Origin of the sequence: Xanthomonas sp. BRIP62411, assembly GCF_003993525.1 — a bacterium.
GTDB lineage: Bacteria > Pseudomonadota > Gammaproteobacteria > Xanthomonadales > Xanthomonadaceae > Xanthomonas > Xanthomonas euroxanthea.
In genome coordinates this window covers 12817-30760 of the sequence record NZ_QEZI01000010.1, presented here as the reverse complement: position 1 = coordinate 30760, position 17944 = coordinate 12817, and the positions used below count along the sequence as shown (strand labels likewise).

The window sequence follows — 17944 nt, the reverse complement described above, 5'->3', positions numbered from 1 at the left end:
GCCCTCGCTCGAGGCTTCAACCACTGGCAGAACGCCAACTGCCTGCCATGACTGCGACGGTTCCCTCGCCACCTGCCGCGAGCGGCCGATCCAGCTGCGACACAACAGCGCACCCAAGTCCCGATCAAAACGTCCCTTGGCCGCCCTCCCCTCCACCCCTCTCCATTGGCGCCAACCCATCACAATCGGCGAAAATAGCGGACGGCCGCACCACCGGCCAGCGGCGTGCCGTCCTCGTCCGCTGTACAAAGGCTCACCGTCCATTGCGCTCTCCTGTCGGCTGCCCGCCGCACTCGTCACGGCTTGCTGCCGCTCACTCCCGGATCCATCTTGAACACCAACGCCCCACTCCCGCCCGCCGACGACCTGCCCCTGACCGACCGCCTGCGCGCGGCGCTGGACCTGCTGGAGGCCATCGAGGCCGACCGCAGCGTGCTCGATACCCTGCCCGAGGCCGACCGCGTGCGCCTGCACCAGGTGGTGGCCAGGGTCTATCACCCCGAGCCCAAGGCGCGGCGGCAGCTGCTCAAGCAGCGCGAGCGCGAGCGGCACCAGGAGAAGGTGCGCAAGGCCGAGGCGCTGCTGGAGCAGCGCGGCATCCGCGCACTGCGGCGCAAACCGGTATTCAGCACGCCGAACTTCTTCCCGCCGCATGCCGCCGGCCTGCACGATGCGCACAACGGCGAAAACGCCACTGCCGCACCGGAGCCCACGCATTCGCCGGAGCTGCGCCACTGCTACGTGTGCAAGCAGAAGTTCACCCAGCTGCATCACTTCTACGACCAGATGTGCCCGGCCTGCGCCGAGCTGAACTACTTCAAGCGCACCGAAACCGCCGACCTGCGCGGACGCGTGGCGCTGCTGACCGGCGGCCGGGTCAAGATCGGATACCAGGCCGGCCTGAAACTGCTGCGCGCCGGTGCGGAACTGATCGTGACCACGCGTTTCCCGCGCGATTCGGCCGCCCGCTATGCGCAGGAGCCGGACTTCAACGAGTGGGGCCATCGCCTGCAGGTGTTCGGCCTGGATCTGCGCCACACCCCCAGCGTGGAAGCGTTCTGCAGCCAGCTGCTGGCCACCCGCGACCGCCTGGACTTCATCATCAACAATGCCTGCCAGACCGTGCGCCGCCCGCCGCAGTTCTACGCGCACATGATGGCCGGCGAAACCGCCGCGCTGCATGAGTTGCCGGACACCGTGCGCAACCTGGTCGGCCATTACGAAGGCCTGCGCACGCCCGAACCACTGCGCGATGCCTCGGCGATGGCGCTGCCGGCGGTGCATGGCCGCGGCCTGGACGGCGCCGACGGCCTCACCCGCGCCGCCGAGCTGTCGCAGGTGGCGTTGCTGGACGACGAACTGGTTGGCCAGCAGCACCTGTTCCCGGAAGGACGGCTGGACCAGGACCTGCAGCAGGTGGACCTGCGCGGGCGCAACTCCTGGCGCCTGCTGATGGACGAAGTGCCCTCGGTGGAGCTGCTGGAGACCCAGCTGGTCAACGCCATCGCGCCCTTCATCATCAATGCGCGGCTGAAGCCGCTGATGCTGCGCACGCCCGAGCGCGACAAGCACATCGTCAACGTCTCGGCGATGGAAGGGCAGTTCTACCGCAACTTCAAGACCACCCGGCATCCGCATACCAACATGGCCAAGGCCGCGTTGAACATGATGACGCGCACCTCGGCGGCCGATTACCAGAACGACGGCATCCACATGAACAGCGTCGACACCGGCTGGGTCACCGACGAGGATCCGGCCGACATCGCCGCGCTCAAGGTCCAGCAGGAACGCTTTCACCCGCCGCTGGACATCGTCGACGGCGCCGCGCGCATCGTCGACCCCATCATCCACGGCGCCAACACCGGCGAGCATGTGTGGGGACAGTTCCTCAAGGACTATGCGCCCACCGATTGGTGAGCGCTGCCTGCAGCCGGGGCTTCGCGTGATGCCGCCAGCGGCACGAAGCGCGCGCCGCTGCGATCATGCAACAGCGATTGCAAGCGGCGTCCGCCGCAGATGTTGCGGCCATGTGCATAACGGCCGAGCTCCCTTTTCACCCCATTGACTGTGCCACCGCTAGCGTCAGGGTCAACCAACCGAGACGCACACATGACAGAGCACGGCAAGCCCAACCCGATCATCGACACCCTTTCCAACGTCATCGGCGCCATCCGTGCCGACGACGACATGCACGACCTGGCCCAGGCCCACGATGCGCTCGAACCCAAGGCCATCGAAAAGCTCACGCCGGCCGAAGCCCGGCAGCAGCCAACCATCGCCGATGCGGTCAAGAAGCTGCTGCAGGACCAGGGCAAGACCGCCGATCCCGAGGTGCTGGTACCCGGCGTCAAGCGCACCTCCCACACCCTGGAAACGCCTGCCGGCAATCTTCCTGCCTTCGTCTACACCCCGCAGGGCGGCACCGCACTGCCGGTCATCGTCTATTTCCACGGTGGTGGCTGGGTGATCGCCAATGCCGAGGTCTATGACGGCGGCGCGCGCGGGCTGGCCAAGGAAACCGGCGCCATCGTGGTCTCGGTCGACTATCGCCAGGCGCCCGAACACAAGTTCCCCGCTGCCTGGGACGACGCACTCGCCGCCTACGAATGGGTGCTGGCAAACGCGGCCAGCATCGGCGGCAACCCGCAGCGTGTAGCCCTTGCAGGCGAAAGCGCCGGCGGCAACCTGGCCATCGCCACGGCCGTGGCCGCACGCGACAAGGGGCTGCAGGCACCTACGCATATCCTGGCGGTGTACCCGGTCGGCCAGACCGGCAGCCTGCACACCGAGTCCTACATCGAAAACGCCATCGCCAAGCCCTTGAACAAGGCCATGATCGAATGGTTCGTGGGGCACCTGATCCGTAGCGATGCGGACAAGGCAGACACGCGCCTGGACCTGGTCAACGCCAACCTGCGCGGCCTGGCACCGGTAACGATCATCAACGCCACCATCGACCCGCTGCGCAGCGACGGCGCCAAGCTGGAAGACGCCCTCAAGGAGGCCAATGTACCGGTCGAGCGCGAGGTCTACACCGGCGTGACACACGAGTTCTTCGGGTGTGCCGCAGTCGTTGCCAAGGCAAAGGCTGCGCAAGAATATGCGGGCAAGCGGCTGCGTGAGTCGTTTCGCTAAGCAAGCCACGGTGTTTGGCACGCTGGTCGTGCCACGCGACAGCAGGAACAGATAATGTTCAAACGAGGGCCGCCCTGGCAAACCAGGCGGCCCTCTTTTAGTGGCCTCAGTTTGGGCGTTATAAAGACTCTTACTGTCGGGGCAGCGTATTGGCTCGCAGCCTGACTCGTACGCGGCACGATGTGACAAGCCCGGGACCAAAAGGACTACCGCAGCAACTCCTGCCGCAGCCATTGCATGTACGATCCAGCCAGGGGAGGCGTCGCGGTCAGACAAGGAGTTCGTCATGAGTGAAATCCACTCCAAACGTGCAGTTGCCTATGCGCAGGTCAGGCGCGCACTGCAGTCCGGGCGGTATCCGCCCGGTCAGCGCATCGACCCGGCAAAGCTGGCCACCGAGTTGAAGATCAGCTCCACGCCAGTTCGCTTTGCGCTGTATCGCCTGGTCGGCGAAGGCCTGCTCATCGATCACGCACGCTATGGCTTTCAGGTACCGCTGCTCACCGAGGTCGCGTTGCGGGACCTGTACGACTGGATGGAGCGCCTGTTGCGGATGGCCTGCGATATCGGCGTTGCATTGGTGCCGCATGCCCCTGCCGAGCTGGAATCCACCAGTGCAGCGACAGACGTGGTCAAGCAGACCTGGAAGCTCTTCGACGCCATCGCCCGTGCCACCGCGCACTGGTCGCTGCACCACGCAGTCAGGCAGACCAATGACAGGTTGGCCCCGGTGCGACGTGCCAAACACGGCCTGCTCGACGGGCTCGATGAAGAACTGGCAGAGCTCACGCTGCACTGGCAGCAGCGCGACCTTGCGGCGCTGCAAACAGCGTTGCATGCCTATCACGTACGCCGCATCCAGGCCGTGCCGCGCATCGTGGCGGTCATGCATGAGCGCAGCCGTCAGGTTTGACAGGTCGGCCACGCTGCTGCCAGTGCAGCGTGACCCTGCGGCGCTAAGTGTTGCGCTGCATGCCTACCGTGCGCGTCGCATCCAGGCCGTGCCGCGCATCGTGGCGGTCATGCGTGAGCGCGGCCGTCGGGTTTGAAAGCTCGGCCACTGACTGTCGCCAGCGCTACGCCTCGCAAGATCCACATTCTGTGCAGGCGCACCGCCGGCAGCGTGCGCCTGATGTGGCATGAATGGCGCGATGCGACGCCACCGGCCAGGCTTGCACGGTCATCTTCGATGGCGGTCACACAGTGCATTTAATCATGACGGTGTTACGACTTAATCATTTGAAAATCAATACACCCGTTTCCTAACGTGTCTGTGTCATGGATCCCCATGGCACAACCAGGAGACAGCGATGAACATCAATGACACCACCCGCAGCGATGCATCCAGCGAGATCACGGTGCTTGGCGTTGCCAGCACCGACACCAAGGGCGGCCCGCTCGCCGGCGAAGAAATCGGCGGCTTCAATGTGCCGGGCATTTCCGAAGAGTGAACCCGAGGCGTGCCTGAGCGCACGCCCCTCCCACCAGGAGTAGAGACCATGGATACCAGCAACAACGACGCGCATACCACGACGTCTGGCCAGGATCTCATCGTGCTTGGCATCGCAAGCCTAGACACGCAGGGCGGGCCACTCGCAGGCGAAGAAATGGGTGGCATCACCACGCTGGGCATCAGCCAGGACTAGGCACTGCCAACGCGCGGCAGTCGCCACTCGGCCGTACATGCCGGTGGGCAACTTCCCAGGCCACGGGGCGCACTGCAACGGTGCGCCCCTTCTCTCTCTCAAGGACAGCGCCATGCAACGCTACACATTGCGCGACGACCTAGCGTTCTGCCGCATTGGCGAGCGCCTGGTGTTCCTGGATATCGGCAACGACCGCTACTTCCGCCTGCCCGAGGCACTGGAGCACTCCCTGCTCACCTATCTGGCGCAAGACCCGGTGTCGGACCTGGAGATCAACGACCTTATCGAACGGGGACTGCTGGTGGAACAGTCGCAAGCGACCGTAGGCCCGCAGCCTTCCGTCATACCTGTTGCGCGTAGCGCGATGGAAATGCCCGTGCCGGCGCGACGACCACAGCTGCTTGAAAAACTCGAGGTACTGGCACTTGTGCTGTCCACGCGCCTGGCATTGAAGCGCAACCCGCTTGGCAGGGTCCTTGGCAGCCTCTCCGCTGCAGCACAGGGTCGGGGGATGCAGCAACGCCCGCTCGCCGAACTCGAGCAACGGCTCACCGACGCGGCATCCGTCTTCCGGCGCGCACGCGTGTGGGTGCCGGTCGAGATGCGCTGCCTGCTCGATTCAGTCGCACTGGCAAGATTCCTGCGTCGGCGCCAGCTCGACGCCCAGGTTGTCTTCGGCGTCGCACTCGATCCGTTTTCGGCCCATTGCTGGGTCCAGACAGGCGATCTCGTCCTGAACGACACGGTCGGCAACGTCCACGCGCATACCCCCATCCGGGTGGTGTGATGTACCGCTACATCGCCTTGTTCAACCATGCGCAGGCACACCGCGATGGCGACCGCGCCGCTGTCGATGCGTCGTTGCGACAGATCGGGTTACAGCTACGGCAACGCGCTGGGCATATCGACCTGTATGCATCACACGACACGCCCGTGCTCGACCTGCCTGGTGGTGGCGCACTGATCGGCCATGTCTTTTCGCAGCGCAACAATGCCCCCTTGCTGGACGGCGCATCGCTGCATGCGTTGTCCGCAGCACAGCGGACGCGGCACCTGATCGAGACGCACTGGGGCGAGTACCTGCTGTTGCATGCACCGCACGCGGACCCGAGCGCCATCACCGTCATGCGCGAGCCTTCCGGCGGCGTGGCATGCGTTTACGCGCTACAGCATGGCTTCATCACTTCAGATATCTCGATCGCCACGCATGCGGGTGTGTACACGCGTGAGATCGACTGGGACGCCATCGCCCATCATCTGCACTACCCACACCTCAAGACCGAGCGCACAGGGCTTGTCGGCGTACGCGAATTGCTGCCGGGCAGCCAGCTATGTCTGCAGCCCAACCGCAGCAGTGTCGAACACGTCTGGAACCCCTGGGATTTCGTCGCTGCCTCTCGGCGCCGGCACGACCCACTCGACGCACAGGCGCAGGTGCGTCAGGCGGTGGCCTCCAGCGTCACCTGTTGGGCGCAGACCGATGCGTCCGTGCTGCTGGAACTCTCTGGCGGCCTGGACTCGTCCATCCTCGCCGCATGCCTGAAAGACACCGCCGCGCGCGTGGCATGCTGCAATCTGGTCACGCCGGTGCCTGGCGCCGACGAGCGGCACTATGCCCGGCAGATGAGCGATCTGTTGGGCACCGAGCTGATCGTGCGCACCCTGGGATTTGACGCTGCACCGGTCGATTTCGCACCGCCGGCACACGCGGTCGCGCCCAGCACCTGGTTTCTGCAGCATGCCTCCAATGCGCTGAAAGAAGCGATCGGCACGCAGCTGGCCATCACCAGTTTCTTTTCCGGCGGCGGTGGCGACACCGTGTTCTGCAACACCAGAACCGCCGCACCCGCCGCAGATGCCTTCCGTGCAGGCGGCCTGCGCGCCGGTGTCAGCGCAGTCCATGCGCTTGCCGAGCTGCACCAGTGCACGCTCTGGAAAGCAGGTAGGCTGACGATCAAGAAACTCCGCGCCAAGGCCGGACCGCCGCGCACGCCGGAGCGATCGTTCCTGCCAGGCACGCAGGCTGCGGTTCCATTGCAATCACATCCCTGGTTCGATGCCCCACCCGACAGCCTGCCCGGCGACCGCGAGCGTATCTTTGATCTGGCCGGCACCCAGGTGTTCCGCGATGGACTGGCGCGCAGTGCGTCGTGGCACCTGCGCATGCCGCTGCTGTCGCAACCGGTGGTGGAAGCCTGCCTGACAGTGCCGAGCTGGATGTGGATCGCTAGTGGCCGCAATCGCGCCGTGGCACGCGATGCGTTTGCGGATGTGCTGCCTGCACAGATCCTGCACCGCCGCAGCAAAGGCACCTTCATGAACTACTCCGGCGCGGTCTATCGTCGGGGCAGGCAGCAGATCCGCGATTATCTGCTGCAGGGTCGGCTTGCAGGCCAGGGCCTGCTGGATGCCGATGCCCTGCGCCACCATTTCGACCACACATTGGCCGACGGCGACCACAGCGTCATGCGCATCTTCGACCTGTGTGAGGTCGAGAACTGGGTCCGTCATCAGCGCTGACATTGCCTGCGCTGCGTAGGTGCGTGCCGCCCGCATGCCAACGTGCCACGCGTCAGCCGCACCACCCACACTAGTCGTCACGCGCCGGCAGTGCCGCCTTGATTGCACGCCAGCGGGCGTACTGCGCGGCCTTTTCCGGTGCAGCGTCCTGGTAATCCTGCAACCAGAAGCGGAACCAGTCGACGTTGCGCGCATACACGGCCAACTTGTGCTGCGGCTGGAACTTCTGATGCGGCTCGTTCGCAAACACGTACAACTCGGCGCGTTGCGTACGCAGCAATGGAATCAGGTAATCCAGCGCGTACAGATACTCCTGCTCGGAATGCTGGAACAGGATGGGAGCGCGAATCCGCTCCAGCTTGAACACCGGCGACAGTGCCTTCCACCGCTCGGGCGTCTGCTCCGGTGCACCCAGGCCCCACATCTCGCGCAGCCCCTTGAGGAAGGGCTCGCCCTTCATGCTGCCGAACAGGTAGTACGACGGCGACACCACCGGGTTGGCCACCGAAGCGGCAGCCAGCAGGTTCGACTCGGTCGCCGTCCACAGAGTCACCGCACCGCCGAAGCTCAGCCCGCCCATGCCCACCCGCCTGCGATCGATGCCCGCCTGCGACGACAGCAAGGCCACCGCGCTTTCCACCGCCGCCAGTCCTTCGCCGTGGCGTTCCACCGCATCCATGGTGTAGCCGGGCAATTGATTGATGCACAGCGCTGCGATGCCCACCTGCGCCAACGTGGCCAGCGGCCACTCATCGCCCACGCCACCGCGCACGAAGCCCGGGCAGCTGTAGTAGGTGACAAACATCGGCACCTGGCCGTCGCCGTGGCCGTGTGCCGCGAAGAACTGGCCGCTGTAGTGCCGCCCGCGGGTATCGGTCCACTGCAACAGGCGCGCGGGCGTCGCGTTTGCCATGTCCACCGCCAACGCCGCATTGGGGTCGAACAGGACGCCGCGCGTGCCGCCGTCCAGCGCGATGCGTTCCAGACGTGGCGGGCGGTCGGCATCGGCCGTCACGCAGACCAGTGCCGTGGCCGATGCGCCACAGTGTGCCGATGGATCGCGCCCGCCATTGATCAACCCGCCGCCCTGCACTACCAGCTGCACCTGGCCGCTGGCCGGGTCCCAGCGGTGGATGGATTGCGCAAGCCCCAAGGCGGGATCGGTGATGGTGAACAACACCTCCGCACTCCCCGGGCGCCACTGCACTGCAGTGATTGCCTTTCCCACGCAGGCCGCTGCCGTACAGCGCACGGCCTTGCGCGCATGTGCACCGGGCAATACTGACAGCGCCACGTCCGGCCGGGACAGCTGCCCACTGCCGTCACCCACGCGCGACAACACCGCTACCGCACCGCCTTGTGGCGCGCGCGCAGATTTCCACACATCGCCGACCAGGCCGCGCAGCGCGCTGACGTCGGGCTCTGCGTCAGGTCGCTGTGCATCGGCGAGCACCTGTGTGGCCCCAGTCGCCAGGTCCAGTGCCATCCACCGCGCCGGCACCCCGGCCGACAGCCCGGTACGATCGAACCACACCGAGCCAAAGCGCTGCGTGGCCAGGCGCCCGTCGACATTGCCCGAACGGAACAGGCCCTGCCCGAGCGGCACCGTCTCGTCGATCCGGATGCCCTGCGCATACTCGTCCTGCTCTGCCGACAGCACCTGCTCGCGCGTCGCACCGATGCGGTAACGCAGAATGCGCCCGTCCGCAGGCAGCGCGAACTCCTGCACATCCGCCGCATCGTGCGTCACCGGCTCCGCCCCGGAACCGTCCGCCGCCGCCCGCCAGACCGCGATCACGCCATCGATCAACGCGCGGTAGTACAGCCAACGGCCATCCGGCGACCACAGCACCTTTGCAGGCAAGGACCCGCCAGCCGAATCGCGCAACGGCACGCCGCCATCGGCAATTCGTCTGGGCGCGGCATCCTGCAGGCCCTGCACATACCAGACGCTGTCATAGGTATTGCGCTGCACCGCTGCCTGCTCGGTGCGAAAGGCCACACTGCGGCCGTCCGGCGACAGCGTGGGGCTACCGATATCCACCACCTCCAGCAAGCGCTGGGGCGACACCGCTTGCGCGTGGCACACGCACGCACCTGCCGTCATCAGCACGCCTGCAAGCAGCAGGCGCCAGGTTTCTTGATTCCTCACGCACACACTCCTCTCAGCAACACTCAAGAGCCATGCCTGTACCTCGGCTGCAGCAGGCAGCCGACGCATCACCAGCGCTTGGACACCGACACGCTCACGAAGCGGCCGATCGCCGAATAGTTGGTGGAGTCGTACGGGGCCACGTACAGCGGCGAGGTCACCCGGTACAACGGCGGATCGCGATCGAAGGCGTTGTCCACCGATACCCCGAACTCCAGCCCCGCCCATGCATCGCGGCGTGCGCCGGTGGCGTAGCGCAACGCCATGTCGAATGTGGTGAACGATGCCGACTCCACTCCATCGGCGCGGTTGCGCACCCCGCCGCGGTAGTTGCCGAACAGCGAGGCAGTGAGCCCGCCCTGCTTCCATACCGCGCCCACGCGGCTACTCAGCCTGGGCGGGTTGAACAGCGTGCCGGCCAGATCGAACGCAGGTTGCGCGGGCAACGTCTGCTGCGTGCTGTCCAGCCAGCTCGCCGCCCCGCGCAAGGTCAGCGTGCCGCGCGCCAACGCCACCTGGTAGCTACCGCTCAGGTCCAGACCCTCGATATCCTGCTGCGCCACGTTGGCGTATTGCGTGTAGATGATTGCCGCCACCCGGCTCGGGTCGTAGGCGACGCCGGCGAAGTTGGAGAACCGGCTGGCGAGCGCAATCACATCGGCCTGCGCCTGCGGCGTCGGCATACGGTCCACGAAGGGCGCGTAGATCGGATTGCGCAAGGCCTGGCTGGCATTGGCGATCGGCTGCAGCACGCGGTTGCTGTAGTCCACCCCGAACCAGGTCAGCTCCGCCTCCAGGCCATCCAGCGCCTCGGGGTGCCAGGCCAGCGAGACCGAGCGGGTGATGGCGCGCTCCGGCTGCAGATCCTGGTTGCCGCCATCGGCCACCAGCACCGTCGTCCCGGCGGGAGAGCCCACCCCGCCGAACGCACCCGGCTGGAACAGCCACGCCTCCTGCGCGTAGTTGCGCTCGAACAGCGTCGGCGCCTTGAACGACTTGCCCCACGAGGCCTTGAGCGTCACATCGCTGCCAGGCGCATACAGCACACCGAACTTGGGCGTTGTTACCCCGCCAAAGCTGCTGTAGTCCTCCCCGCGCACCGCCGCGGTCAGCGTCAGTCGCTGCACACCGGGCACGCCCTGCGCCGGGTCCACCACTGGCAGGCTCACCTCCGCATAGGCAAAGCGCGCGCTTTCGCTGCCCTCGATCGTCTCCACGCCATTGACGTGGTTGACGTTGCGGAACGTGTTGCTGCGATACCCCACCCCGGCGGCAAGGCGCGCATCGCCTGCCGGCAATGCGAACAGCGGCCCCTCGGCACCCAGCTCGTAGCTGCGGCTGTCGTTGCAGTAGCACAGGTCGGTCACGCTCACCGCCCCGCTGGCCAGCGCCGTTTCCTGGCGGTATTGATCGTGCTTGCTGTTGCCGTCGGTGGCGCCCAGCGTCAGCGTCCAATCGTTGGGCAACCACACCGCAAGGCTCGGCGACAGCAGCAGGCTGGTGGTGGTCGGCGTGACCCGGCTGTTGCGGCCACTGACAGCATAAAAGTGCAGCTGGTCGCGTTCAGTGCGTAACGCATCCAGGCGCAGCTCGGCGTTGTCGCCCAGCGCCTGGTAGGCACTCAGCAGCCCGCTGCGCAGGTCGCTGCCCGGATACAGCGTGGACGGGTCCACCAGCTGTGTGGTGTAACTGCGCTGACGGCTGTAGATCGGGTCTGCCGAGACGTCCTGGTAGGTTGCGATCACGCCACCGCTGCGCCAGGTGGTGCCGGCGGTGACGCTGTATTGCCGCGAGGTGAGCCCGCCCTGCGTCGCCCGCCCGAAGCGCGTACCGACGTTCACGCCGTCGTAGTCGCGCTTGAGGATCACGTTGCCCACGCCACCCACCGCGTCCGACCCATAGATTGCCGACGCACCGTCGGCCACGATCTCCAGCCGCTCCACTGCCTCCACCGGGATCGCGCTGAGGTCCACCGCCTGGGTGAATCCGCCATAGGCAAGCCGGCGCCCATTGAGCAGGGTGAGCGTGGCATCGGCGCCCAGGCCGCGCAGGTTGAGGCTCGCGCCACCGGTCATGTTCTGGTTCGCATTGCCGGCCCCGGCCAGGTTGCCGCTCAGCACGCCGGGGTTCTGCCCACCGGAGAAGTTCTGCGGCACGCTGCGGATCACCTCGCCCAGATCGCTGAAATCCTCTTCCTGGATCCGCGCCGCGCTGATCGAAATCACCGGCGACGGAACTGCACCGCCCTTGATGCGCGTGCCGGTGACTTCGATGGACTCCAACTCGGTCGCGGCGGTTTGCGCCGGCGGTGCCGCCGCAATCGCAGGCCCCGGCGAGCCGGGCCTGGCCGGCTCGCCTGCGTTCGTTGCCACGGCTGCCGGCGTTTTCTGCGCTGCTGCCTGAGGTCCCGTCGCCACCCGCGCCGTCGCCGCCTGTGCCCCCACCGCACCTGCCGCCCCGCTCGCTATGGCGAACAGGGCGACGGAAATGGCGTTACGTAACGTACGTGTCTTCATGCTGCGTCCTTTGGCTTGCCTGGGTTGGCCCGCCGACGGCGCACTCCGGTCGGCCCGGTGCGCATCGCCAGCTGAGCAAGATCGGTCCTGCACCTGACTGCTGAAACACCGACCCCGCAACGCGGCGAACAGTGATCAGAATCGCTAACTGTTTTGCTTGCGAGCAAGCATCGCGCACGCACAGTGCCTCGGCACCCATCCGGGCCCCGACACGTCAATCGCTGTGTGCGCTATTGCCCTCCCCCACCACCTGCTGCGCGTTCGACGCGCTATGCACGCATCGCCATCGCCAGTACACGCCTTGCAACGGCTACGTTGGCAGGCGCATCAACGCGCTGCGTGTCGGCTTCCACCGCAGGTACCTGCACGCGTTTGGGCGGAAGCGTGTTGCTGCGCCCCGTGGCCGTGCAGCGACAGCAGCGCCATCCCCGCCACTGCCAGCCTGCTGCGTGCATGATCAAAACCGACACCGCTCCCCGTTACTGCCCGTCGTGCGTGCATGTGCATCCTTCGCGTCCTGGGCGCGGCACCATCGCCATTGCGTCCCCCGACAACAAGTGATGCTGCGCAAGCGCAATGCCCTACCAGCAACGTCTGCAAGAGGCAGGCAGCGCTGCAGCAGAGCGCACATTCAACGGTCTATGCGACACGCAGTGCAGAGTGCTGTGTGCTGTGTGCTGTGTGCTGTGTGCTGTGTGCTGTGTGCTGTGTGCTACGTGCTGAGTGCAGAGTGCCGAGTGCGCGCTACTGCCTCAGCAGGTGATGCACCGCATAGCCGATCGCAGCAACCAGCATCGCTGCCAGCACCAGCCAGGGCCAGCGACGACGCCGACCGGAGGGTGGCGTCAGCAGCTCCAGATCGCGTGCAGTGGCGGCCTGCAACTCGGGATCATCCAGCACCGCCGACGCGTGTGCGTCCACCTCGAGCAGCTGCTGGTAGGCCGCATGGTGACGCGGGTCGGCAGCCAGCCATGCCTCACGTGCGGCGCGCTCGGCCGCGTTCTCGCGCCCGTGTCGCACGAGATAGGCGGCCGCCTGCGCATGGATGCGCTCGGACTCTGCACGCATGGCTGGTGACTCCTGGCGGGCGGTCTCCCTGCGCCCTCGTGCACGATGCTACCAGCAACTTCCGGCGGCGCCAGCCAGCCGCCTCGCAGGCCGGTTACTGCGGCAACTCCCCCACGGCCGCACGACACGCCAGCAGCGCACGGCTGATGTGCTTCTCCACCATCTTGATGGAGATGCCCATTTTCGCGGCAATCTGCGGATAGGTGAGCCCGTCGAACCGACTCAGCTTGAACGCAAGCCGGCACTTCGGCGGCAGCTCGAGCAAGGTGCGCTTGAGCAGCACATCGAGCGTCTGGCGCGCCTCGGCAATCTCGTCCACGCCGGCCTCGTCGGCCCTGATCGGCGCCACCTGATCCAGCGATACATGCTGCGCCGCCAGCCGCCGCTGACGCGAGCGCCGCAGTTCGATCACCAGATTGTGCGCAATGCGATACATCAGCAGCCGGCGGTCGCCGATGTTGGGCGCATCGCGGTACACCATCATCCGCGAGAAGGTCTCCTGCGCCAGGTCTGCAGCCGTCTCGGCATCGCGCGTACGGCGGCGCAGGTACACCAACAGCTCAGGATGCAGTGCGGCCAGCGCCTGGTCGAACTCGGCACGCAGGCGCTCCCTTTCCCCAAGCGACAGCTGGCCGCGCGCCGCAGGCGGCCCGTCACGCGAGCTCATCGTGATCGCCGCGCCTTCGGCCAAGTGCCGCTGCCCACCAACGCCCCCACGCATCTTGCGACACAACACACCAGCGCCATGCGCGCGCAAGGGCCGTGCAAGTGGATCTGAACATGAGCAGTGCAGCCAAAAGGTGGAGAGTGGGTGGTGGGCACCGCACCCCGAACCGCAGCCCCACCTCTTCCTCTATGACGGCAAGCGATGCTAACCCCCTACGTCTTGCGCGTTAGTCAGCCTCCGTCGAGATCACCACGCACTCCACGCCTGGTCGCTGCAAGCGCAGTCCTGCCCGCGGCATCGCACGGTTGCCACGTTTTCCTCAAACACCCCACGCAAACAGTAAGGCGGAATACTGCAGCAGTCGCGAACAATGGATACGCCGCTTGCTACGAAGCGGGCACTAGGCCACTGCATGTGGCCGAGGGAAAATGAGCCCGCACATTGCCGTCAGTACGCACATACATACGGCAGAGGCAAAGCGAAACGGGCAGACTATCGTCTGCAGTGCTGATGACGGATCAGGGCACGCTGCTATCCGGATTCAGACACCGCGTAGACCGATGCAACCAGCTTACGCCACACGCATAAAAGCAAAGGAAACCCAACGTAATGGACTACCTCATGCGTACCGCCTGGATGTTCGCAGGGCTTGCCGGCGCCCTCATCGCCGCGCCAATTGCTGTGCAGTCAACCATCGGCAAGCGTGGGCCAACCGCATTGACGGCAGCTCCCCATACATCTGCCGCTGCGCAGCATGTGGAAGCCAGGCCGCTTGAGCCAGGTGAATACAATACAGACGCGGGATGGGGCCGGTTGCTGCTGACCAAAGACAATGGCGCGCTCCGATTCTCCGTGGAAAGCACCACCGGCCAATCCATGTGTTCACTGCAGGGCACCGTCCGCGGCACGCAAGGCAACGCAGAGGATGAAACTGGTGCTACAGGCTGCAAGGTTCAGTTCTCACCAGTCGCCGAAGGCATCGACGTCACAACGCCCACCCCAATGGAATGCAAAACCTTGTGCGGCTATAACGGCGGTTTTGAGGCGCGCTACCTTCGTGCCACGACAGGCTGCAACCGCAACGCCATTACCCGCACGCGCGCGGTGTTTCAGCAGCACTACGATCGCAAGGACTATCAAGCAGCGCTCTCTACACTGTCTCCCATCCTAACCCAGTGCGGGCAGACACTGGAATGGACGAGAAGGGAGAGATGCGCAACGACCTGGCAATCACTCAATACAAGACTTCCCAGTACACGCAATGCCTGGAAACGCTGCACGACTACGCTGACGATGCAGCGTCACCAGATGATGCGGTGACAGACAACTGGCCGCCGGCCCTTGCCGATCGCTATCTGGCAATCGTTCGCGCAGCTAGAACCAATATTGGGTTATGCAAAAAAGGGCTTGCCAGGCAAAAGAAGGGCTAGTCGTGACCGACAGGCTGGGATACGAAAGACATCGGGTAGCACGCGACAATCTCCAACCGCCCGCTAGGCCCCCGTGGGCCGGCTAACGTGCAGGTGCAGGGGCTTGTGGTGCAGCTTGCGACTGCGCTTGGTCATAGGCGTGGACAGCATTCTGCTGGTCGGCCGTGTAGAGGCTCTGGCGCATATCGGGTGCCGGAGTTGTTGCGTCCACCTGCGCACGAAATCCCGGCGTCTTTCCAGCCACGAAGATGTGATCGTCACGTAACACGGCGCCGGCAAGTTGGTCGACCCATTCCATGCCGGCCTGCTTTGCGGCAATCATGACCTCGGCAACCTTGGTATCGGAAACGGATGCCGGCAGCTGCCCACGCAACGTCTGGAAATACGCACGATCCGGATGCGTGTCTGGGAACTTGTCACGCGCCTGGTCCTGCAAACGCGATACATCCTTGTTGATCCGGTCAACATCGCCGCTGGTCACAAGATCACGCTGAGGATCTCCCTGGGGCCGCGCCAAGCGTGGATCGTCGGGAAACAGCTGCCTGAGCCGCGGATCGTTCAAACCGGTCGCCAGATCGCCCTGGCGCAGGGCAGTGTAGGCCTGTCGCGCCAGCTCATCCTGCCCGGAGGTCTGATCGCCGAGCCGGCGACCGGCTTCGTTGTTCCATAGATCCATGCGATGTTCGTAGGGATCATTTGGATGGGCTGGCCCAATCTCGGCATCATCTCCGAACCTGCGTGCGATCCACTGCTGACCTAACGCAAGCTGGGTGACACGGCCGCTGGTATACGCATGTCGAAAGGCATCGAGCTCATCGTTGTGCCCCTGCGATTGGAAACTGCCATCGGGACGCTTTGCCAAGGTGATGCCGCTCAGCTGTTCGTAGTGCCGATAGGCTTCCTGCTCAATCTCACGCTTGGCACCCTTCGGATCGGTGATATCGACCATGGCTTAGCCTCCCTGCGCTGCCTTCTGAAACTCGATAGGCCCTTGATAGCCCGGATACTTCTTCTTTATCAGGATGTGGTCTGATGGCGAGACGCAGCTGTCCTCCAGTGAATTGGCAACATGTCCCTCATCCACGAAGAACTCTTCATAAGGCAACGGCAGGACGGATATCTCTCCGTCGCGATCGAACTTCAGCAACAGACTGTCATCGCGCTCGAAGCACAGCGTCTTCCAAGGGAAATCGGTCAGCTTGCCGGCTTCGATTACAGCCGAGTCCTTGCCGGCCAGCAGCGTCACAACATGCTCGGAGAACTGTTTTTTTGAGATTGGCGGCTCGGTCATGGCGCATCCTGCAAAGGTGGCAACGACCACTGCGGCCGATGCCGAAACGTAAGAACGGAAGATAGCGAATGACATACGGCGCGGCTCCTTCCTGCGGTAGAGCGATGTTTTACCAGAAGCACAAAGCGCACGCATCCTTACAGGAATAGCGACGCCCCCATCTAACGAATTCTGGCCCACGCCTGCCGAGGAAGTCCTGGAGATTTCGATCAGACAACTACATTGGATTTTGAGGAGTCGCCCATCTGATTACAGCTCTGTGAAGGTGGATCAACGACACAATAAACAAGTCAGTCGCACACAGTGACAGCAATACCAACGACATGGAATGTCTCAGCGCGCTATTGATGGTCCTGTCTGAGTAACAGCTTGCTGCGACTGCTCCAGCGCCTGCTGCTGTTCGCGTGCCTGGGCCTGAGTCTGGTTGATTGCCTGCAGGCGATCGAACGACTGGTTCTCTGGTGCCTGCACGGCGTCCACCGTCGGCATGTGCGCGCGCTGGTGTGCTGGGTCGTTGAGGGCGCCCTGGACGACAAAGACCTTCTCGCCGCCGGCCAGCTGACCTGTTGGGTTGTTGAGCACTACATGATCCACCCGCGACAACCCTTCCTCTTTTGCCAGCGCAAGCAGGCTGGCAGTCATGCGCTGACTTGCCCCGTCCCACTCTTTGCCGTGCTGGGCGTCGAGCTGCGTCACGCCACCCTTGATCTGCTGGTAAAGCGCGTGGTCCGCATGGCCTGGCTGTGAGGGCAACAACGCGGTCTTCGGTGATGCCGGATGTGATTCGGGTCCAAGTCCACCCTGCTTTACATCAGAAGTAGTGATGTCGCCAACGGCTCCGGGCTCCGGCCGCCCCTGTTTAAGCTTCCAGGGGACGATGTGTTTGTCGTAGTAGTCGCCATAATATTGTTCGTAGGTCTTACTTGGAGCGACCGAAGGTTGTTCCGTCTTGAAGACTTGGGCAATCTGGTTCAATGCAGCATCGCGTGTGATGCGACCTGCCATTTGCTGATCTGCAATTGCCTCGTACTGCTGCGGCCTCGTGCCGCTTCCAGAAATACCGATATCCGGCCCCTGATGATTCAGAATCTCACGTCGGACTAGTGCGTTACTGAGCGTTGCAGCTGCTTCGCCGCGCAGCATGTTGTTCACATAAGCTTGCTTGGAAGAATAATCTTTAGGCTCAGCGAAACCATGGTGTCCAATCTCATGCGATAGTGATCTGGCGATCCGTTCGCCTTTGCCAGCTGCGTCCTGGTCAATCACTACTTTTTTACCTGGATCCAGGTAAGTACCTCCACCCGCGCTGCCCCAATCAACGCCTATGCCATCGCGTTTGAACTGAGAGAGGCCTGCTTGGAGTGTAGGCGAAGAGCTAATTAGAGGCGCTAATGCTGGATCCTTCAGCGGAGAAGCCGGCAGCGCGCCATTGGATGGTGCACCTACCTGTTTCGGCTGTGGAAATTTTTGTTCTTCATTACTTTCCATCACGCATTTCCCTTGCTTGATTCATCAAACT

Annotated in this window: 15 protein-coding genes; 8 read left to right on the top strand and 7 right to left on the bottom strand. The window is 64.3% G+C overall.

Going from position 1 to position 17944, the window contains the following annotated elements; translation table 11 throughout:
* The first annotated feature begins 330 nt into the window (after positions 1-330).
* The 7 genes from EO139_RS07720 (at position 331) to EO139_RS07685 (ending at position 7301) form a co-directional block, all read left to right on the top strand.
* Positions 331-1917 (top strand): SDR family oxidoreductase, encoded by a 1587-nt coding sequence (locus tag EO139_RS07720; RefSeq protein WP_102583354.1) that lies wholly within the window; start codon positions 331-333, stop codon positions 1915-1917.
* 192 nt (positions 1918-2109) lie between these two features.
* Complete coding sequence (locus EO139_RS07715; RefSeq protein WP_115675932.1) at positions 2110-3135, top strand: alpha/beta hydrolase; 1026 nt, start codon at positions 2110-2112, stop codon at positions 3133-3135.
* A 286-nt stretch (positions 3136-3421) separates the two neighbouring features.
* Positions 3422-4048 carry a GntR family transcriptional regulator gene (locus EO139_RS07710; RefSeq protein ID WP_206515128.1) on the top strand — a complete coding sequence of 209 codons (627 nt, stop codon included), beginning with the start codon at positions 3422-3424 and terminating at the stop codon, positions 4046-4048.
* Between the two features lie 397 nt (positions 4049-4445).
* Entirely contained in the window at positions 4446-4586 is a 141-nt protein-coding gene (locus EO139_RS07700) for a lasso peptide xanthomonin 1 (RefSeq protein WP_126970082.1), read from the top strand.
* Positions 4587-4634: 48 nt separating this feature from the next.
* Positions 4635-4781 (top strand): benenodin family lasso peptide, encoded by a 147-nt coding sequence (locus EO139_RS07695; protein WP_104573314.1) that lies wholly within the window; start codon positions 4635-4637, stop codon positions 4779-4781.
* 112 nt (positions 4782-4893) lie between these two features.
* Positions 4894-5568, top strand: coding sequence for a lasso peptide biosynthesis B2 protein (locus EO139_RS07690; RefSeq protein ID WP_126970080.1), 675 nt, complete (start codon positions 4894-4896; stop codon positions 5566-5568).
* On the top strand, positions 5568-7301 hold the full coding sequence (locus EO139_RS07685) for a lasso peptide isopeptide bond-forming cyclase (protein ID WP_126970078.1): 1734 nt from the start codon (positions 5568-5570) through the stop codon (positions 7299-7301). The genes EO139_RS07690 and EO139_RS07685 overlap by 1 nt, the downstream gene beginning before the upstream one ends.
* 70 nt (positions 7302-7371) lie before the next feature.
* Here EO139_RS07685 and EO139_RS07680 read toward each other — a convergent pair whose 3' ends face one another.
* The 4 genes from EO139_RS07680 to EO139_RS07665 all read right to left on the bottom strand — a co-directional run bounded on the left by EO139_RS07680 (position 7372) and on the right by EO139_RS07665 (position 13704).
* Positions 7372-9453 carry an Atxe2 family lasso peptide isopeptidase gene (locus EO139_RS07680; protein ID WP_241235930.1) on the bottom strand — a complete coding sequence of 694 codons (2082 nt, stop codon included), beginning with the start codon at positions 9451-9453 and terminating at the stop codon, positions 7372-7374.
* Between the two features lie 68 nt (positions 9454-9521).
* Positions 9522-11969, bottom strand: coding sequence for a TonB-dependent receptor (locus EO139_RS07675; protein WP_126970074.1), 2448 nt, complete (start codon positions 11967-11969; stop codon positions 9522-9524).
* A 744-nt stretch (positions 11970-12713) separates the two neighbouring features.
* Positions 12714-13037 carry a DUF4880 domain-containing protein gene (locus EO139_RS07670; RefSeq protein ID WP_126970072.1) on the bottom strand — a complete coding sequence of 108 codons (324 nt, stop codon included), beginning with the start codon at positions 13035-13037 and terminating at the stop codon, positions 12714-12716.
* A gap of 94 nt (positions 13038-13131) precedes the next feature.
* Positions 13132-13704 carry an RNA polymerase sigma factor gene (locus EO139_RS07665; protein ID WP_232087916.1) on the bottom strand — a complete coding sequence of 191 codons (573 nt, stop codon included), beginning with the start codon at positions 13702-13704 and terminating at the stop codon, positions 13132-13134.
* 609 nt (positions 13705-14313) lie between these two features.
* Here EO139_RS07665 and EO139_RS07660 point away from each other — a divergent pair.
* Positions 14314-15024: a hypothetical protein gene (locus EO139_RS07660; protein WP_126970068.1), complete on the top strand. Its 711-nt coding sequence runs from the start codon at positions 14314-14316 to the stop codon at positions 15022-15024.
* A 192-nt stretch (positions 15025-15216) separates the two neighbouring features.
* Here the strand turns inward: EO139_RS07660 and EO139_RS07650 are convergent, their stop codons facing one another.
* From EO139_RS07650 to EO139_RS07640, 3 genes are all read right to left on the bottom strand, one after another.
* On the bottom strand, positions 15217-16083 hold the full coding sequence (locus EO139_RS07650; RefSeq protein WP_126970064.1) for a hypothetical protein: 867 nt from the start codon (positions 16081-16083) through the stop codon (positions 15217-15219).
* A 3-nt stretch (positions 16084-16086) separates the two neighbouring features.
* Positions 16087-16500, bottom strand: coding sequence for a hypothetical protein (locus EO139_RS07645; RefSeq protein WP_047128030.1), 414 nt, complete (start codon positions 16498-16500; stop codon positions 16087-16089).
* A 258-nt stretch (positions 16501-16758) separates the two neighbouring features.
* A complete protein-coding gene (locus EO139_RS07640; RefSeq protein WP_241235929.1) occupies positions 16759-17913 on the bottom strand; it encodes an XVIPCD domain-containing protein in 1155 nt (384 codons plus the stop codon).
* Positions 17914-17944: the final 31 nt, after the last annotated feature.

Coding starts and splice junctions, on each gene's coding strand:
- EO139_RS07715 (WP_115675932.1), top strand. CDS start 2,110: ATGACAGAGCACGGCAAGCCCAACCCGATCATCGACACCCTTTCCAAC.
- EO139_RS07710 (WP_206515128.1), top strand. CDS start 3,422: ATGAGTGAAATCCACTCCAAACGTGCAGTTGCCTATGCGCAGGTCAGG.
- EO139_RS07700 (WP_126970082.1), top strand. CDS start 4,446: ATGAACATCAATGACACCACCCGCAGCGATGCATCCAGCGAGATCACG.
- EO139_RS07695 (WP_104573314.1), top strand. CDS start 4,635: ATGGATACCAGCAACAACGACGCGCATACCACGACGTCTGGCCAGGAT.
- EO139_RS07690 (WP_126970080.1), top strand. CDS start 4,894: ATGCAACGCTACACATTGCGCGACGACCTAGCGTTCTGCCGCATTGGC.
- EO139_RS07685 (WP_126970078.1), top strand. CDS start 5,568: ATGTACCGCTACATCGCCTTGTTCAACCATGCGCAGGCACACCGCGAT.
- EO139_RS07675 (WP_126970074.1), bottom strand. CDS start 11,969: ATGAAGACACGTACGTTACGTAACGCCATTTCCGTCGCCCTGTTCGCC.
- EO139_RS07670 (WP_126970072.1), bottom strand. CDS start 13,037: ATGCGTGCAGAGTCCGAGCGCATCCATGCGCAGGCGGCCGCCTATCTC.
- EO139_RS07665 (WP_232087916.1), bottom strand. CDS start 13,704: ATGAGCTCGCGTGACGGGCCGCCTGCGGCGCGCGGCCAGCTGTCGCTT.
- EO139_RS07660 (WP_126970068.1), top strand. CDS start 14,314: ATGGACTACCTCATGCGTACCGCCTGGATGTTCGCAGGGCTTGCCGGC.
- EO139_RS07650 (WP_126970064.1), bottom strand. CDS start 16,083: ATGGTCGATATCACCGATCCGAAGGGTGCCAAGCGTGAGATTGAGCAG.
- EO139_RS07645 (WP_047128030.1), bottom strand. CDS start 16,500: ATGTCATTCGCTATCTTCCGTTCTTACGTTTCGGCATCGGCCGCAGTG.
- EO139_RS07640 (WP_241235929.1), bottom strand. CDS start 17,913: ATGGAAAGTAATGAAGAACAAAAATTTCCACAGCCGAAACAGGTAGGT.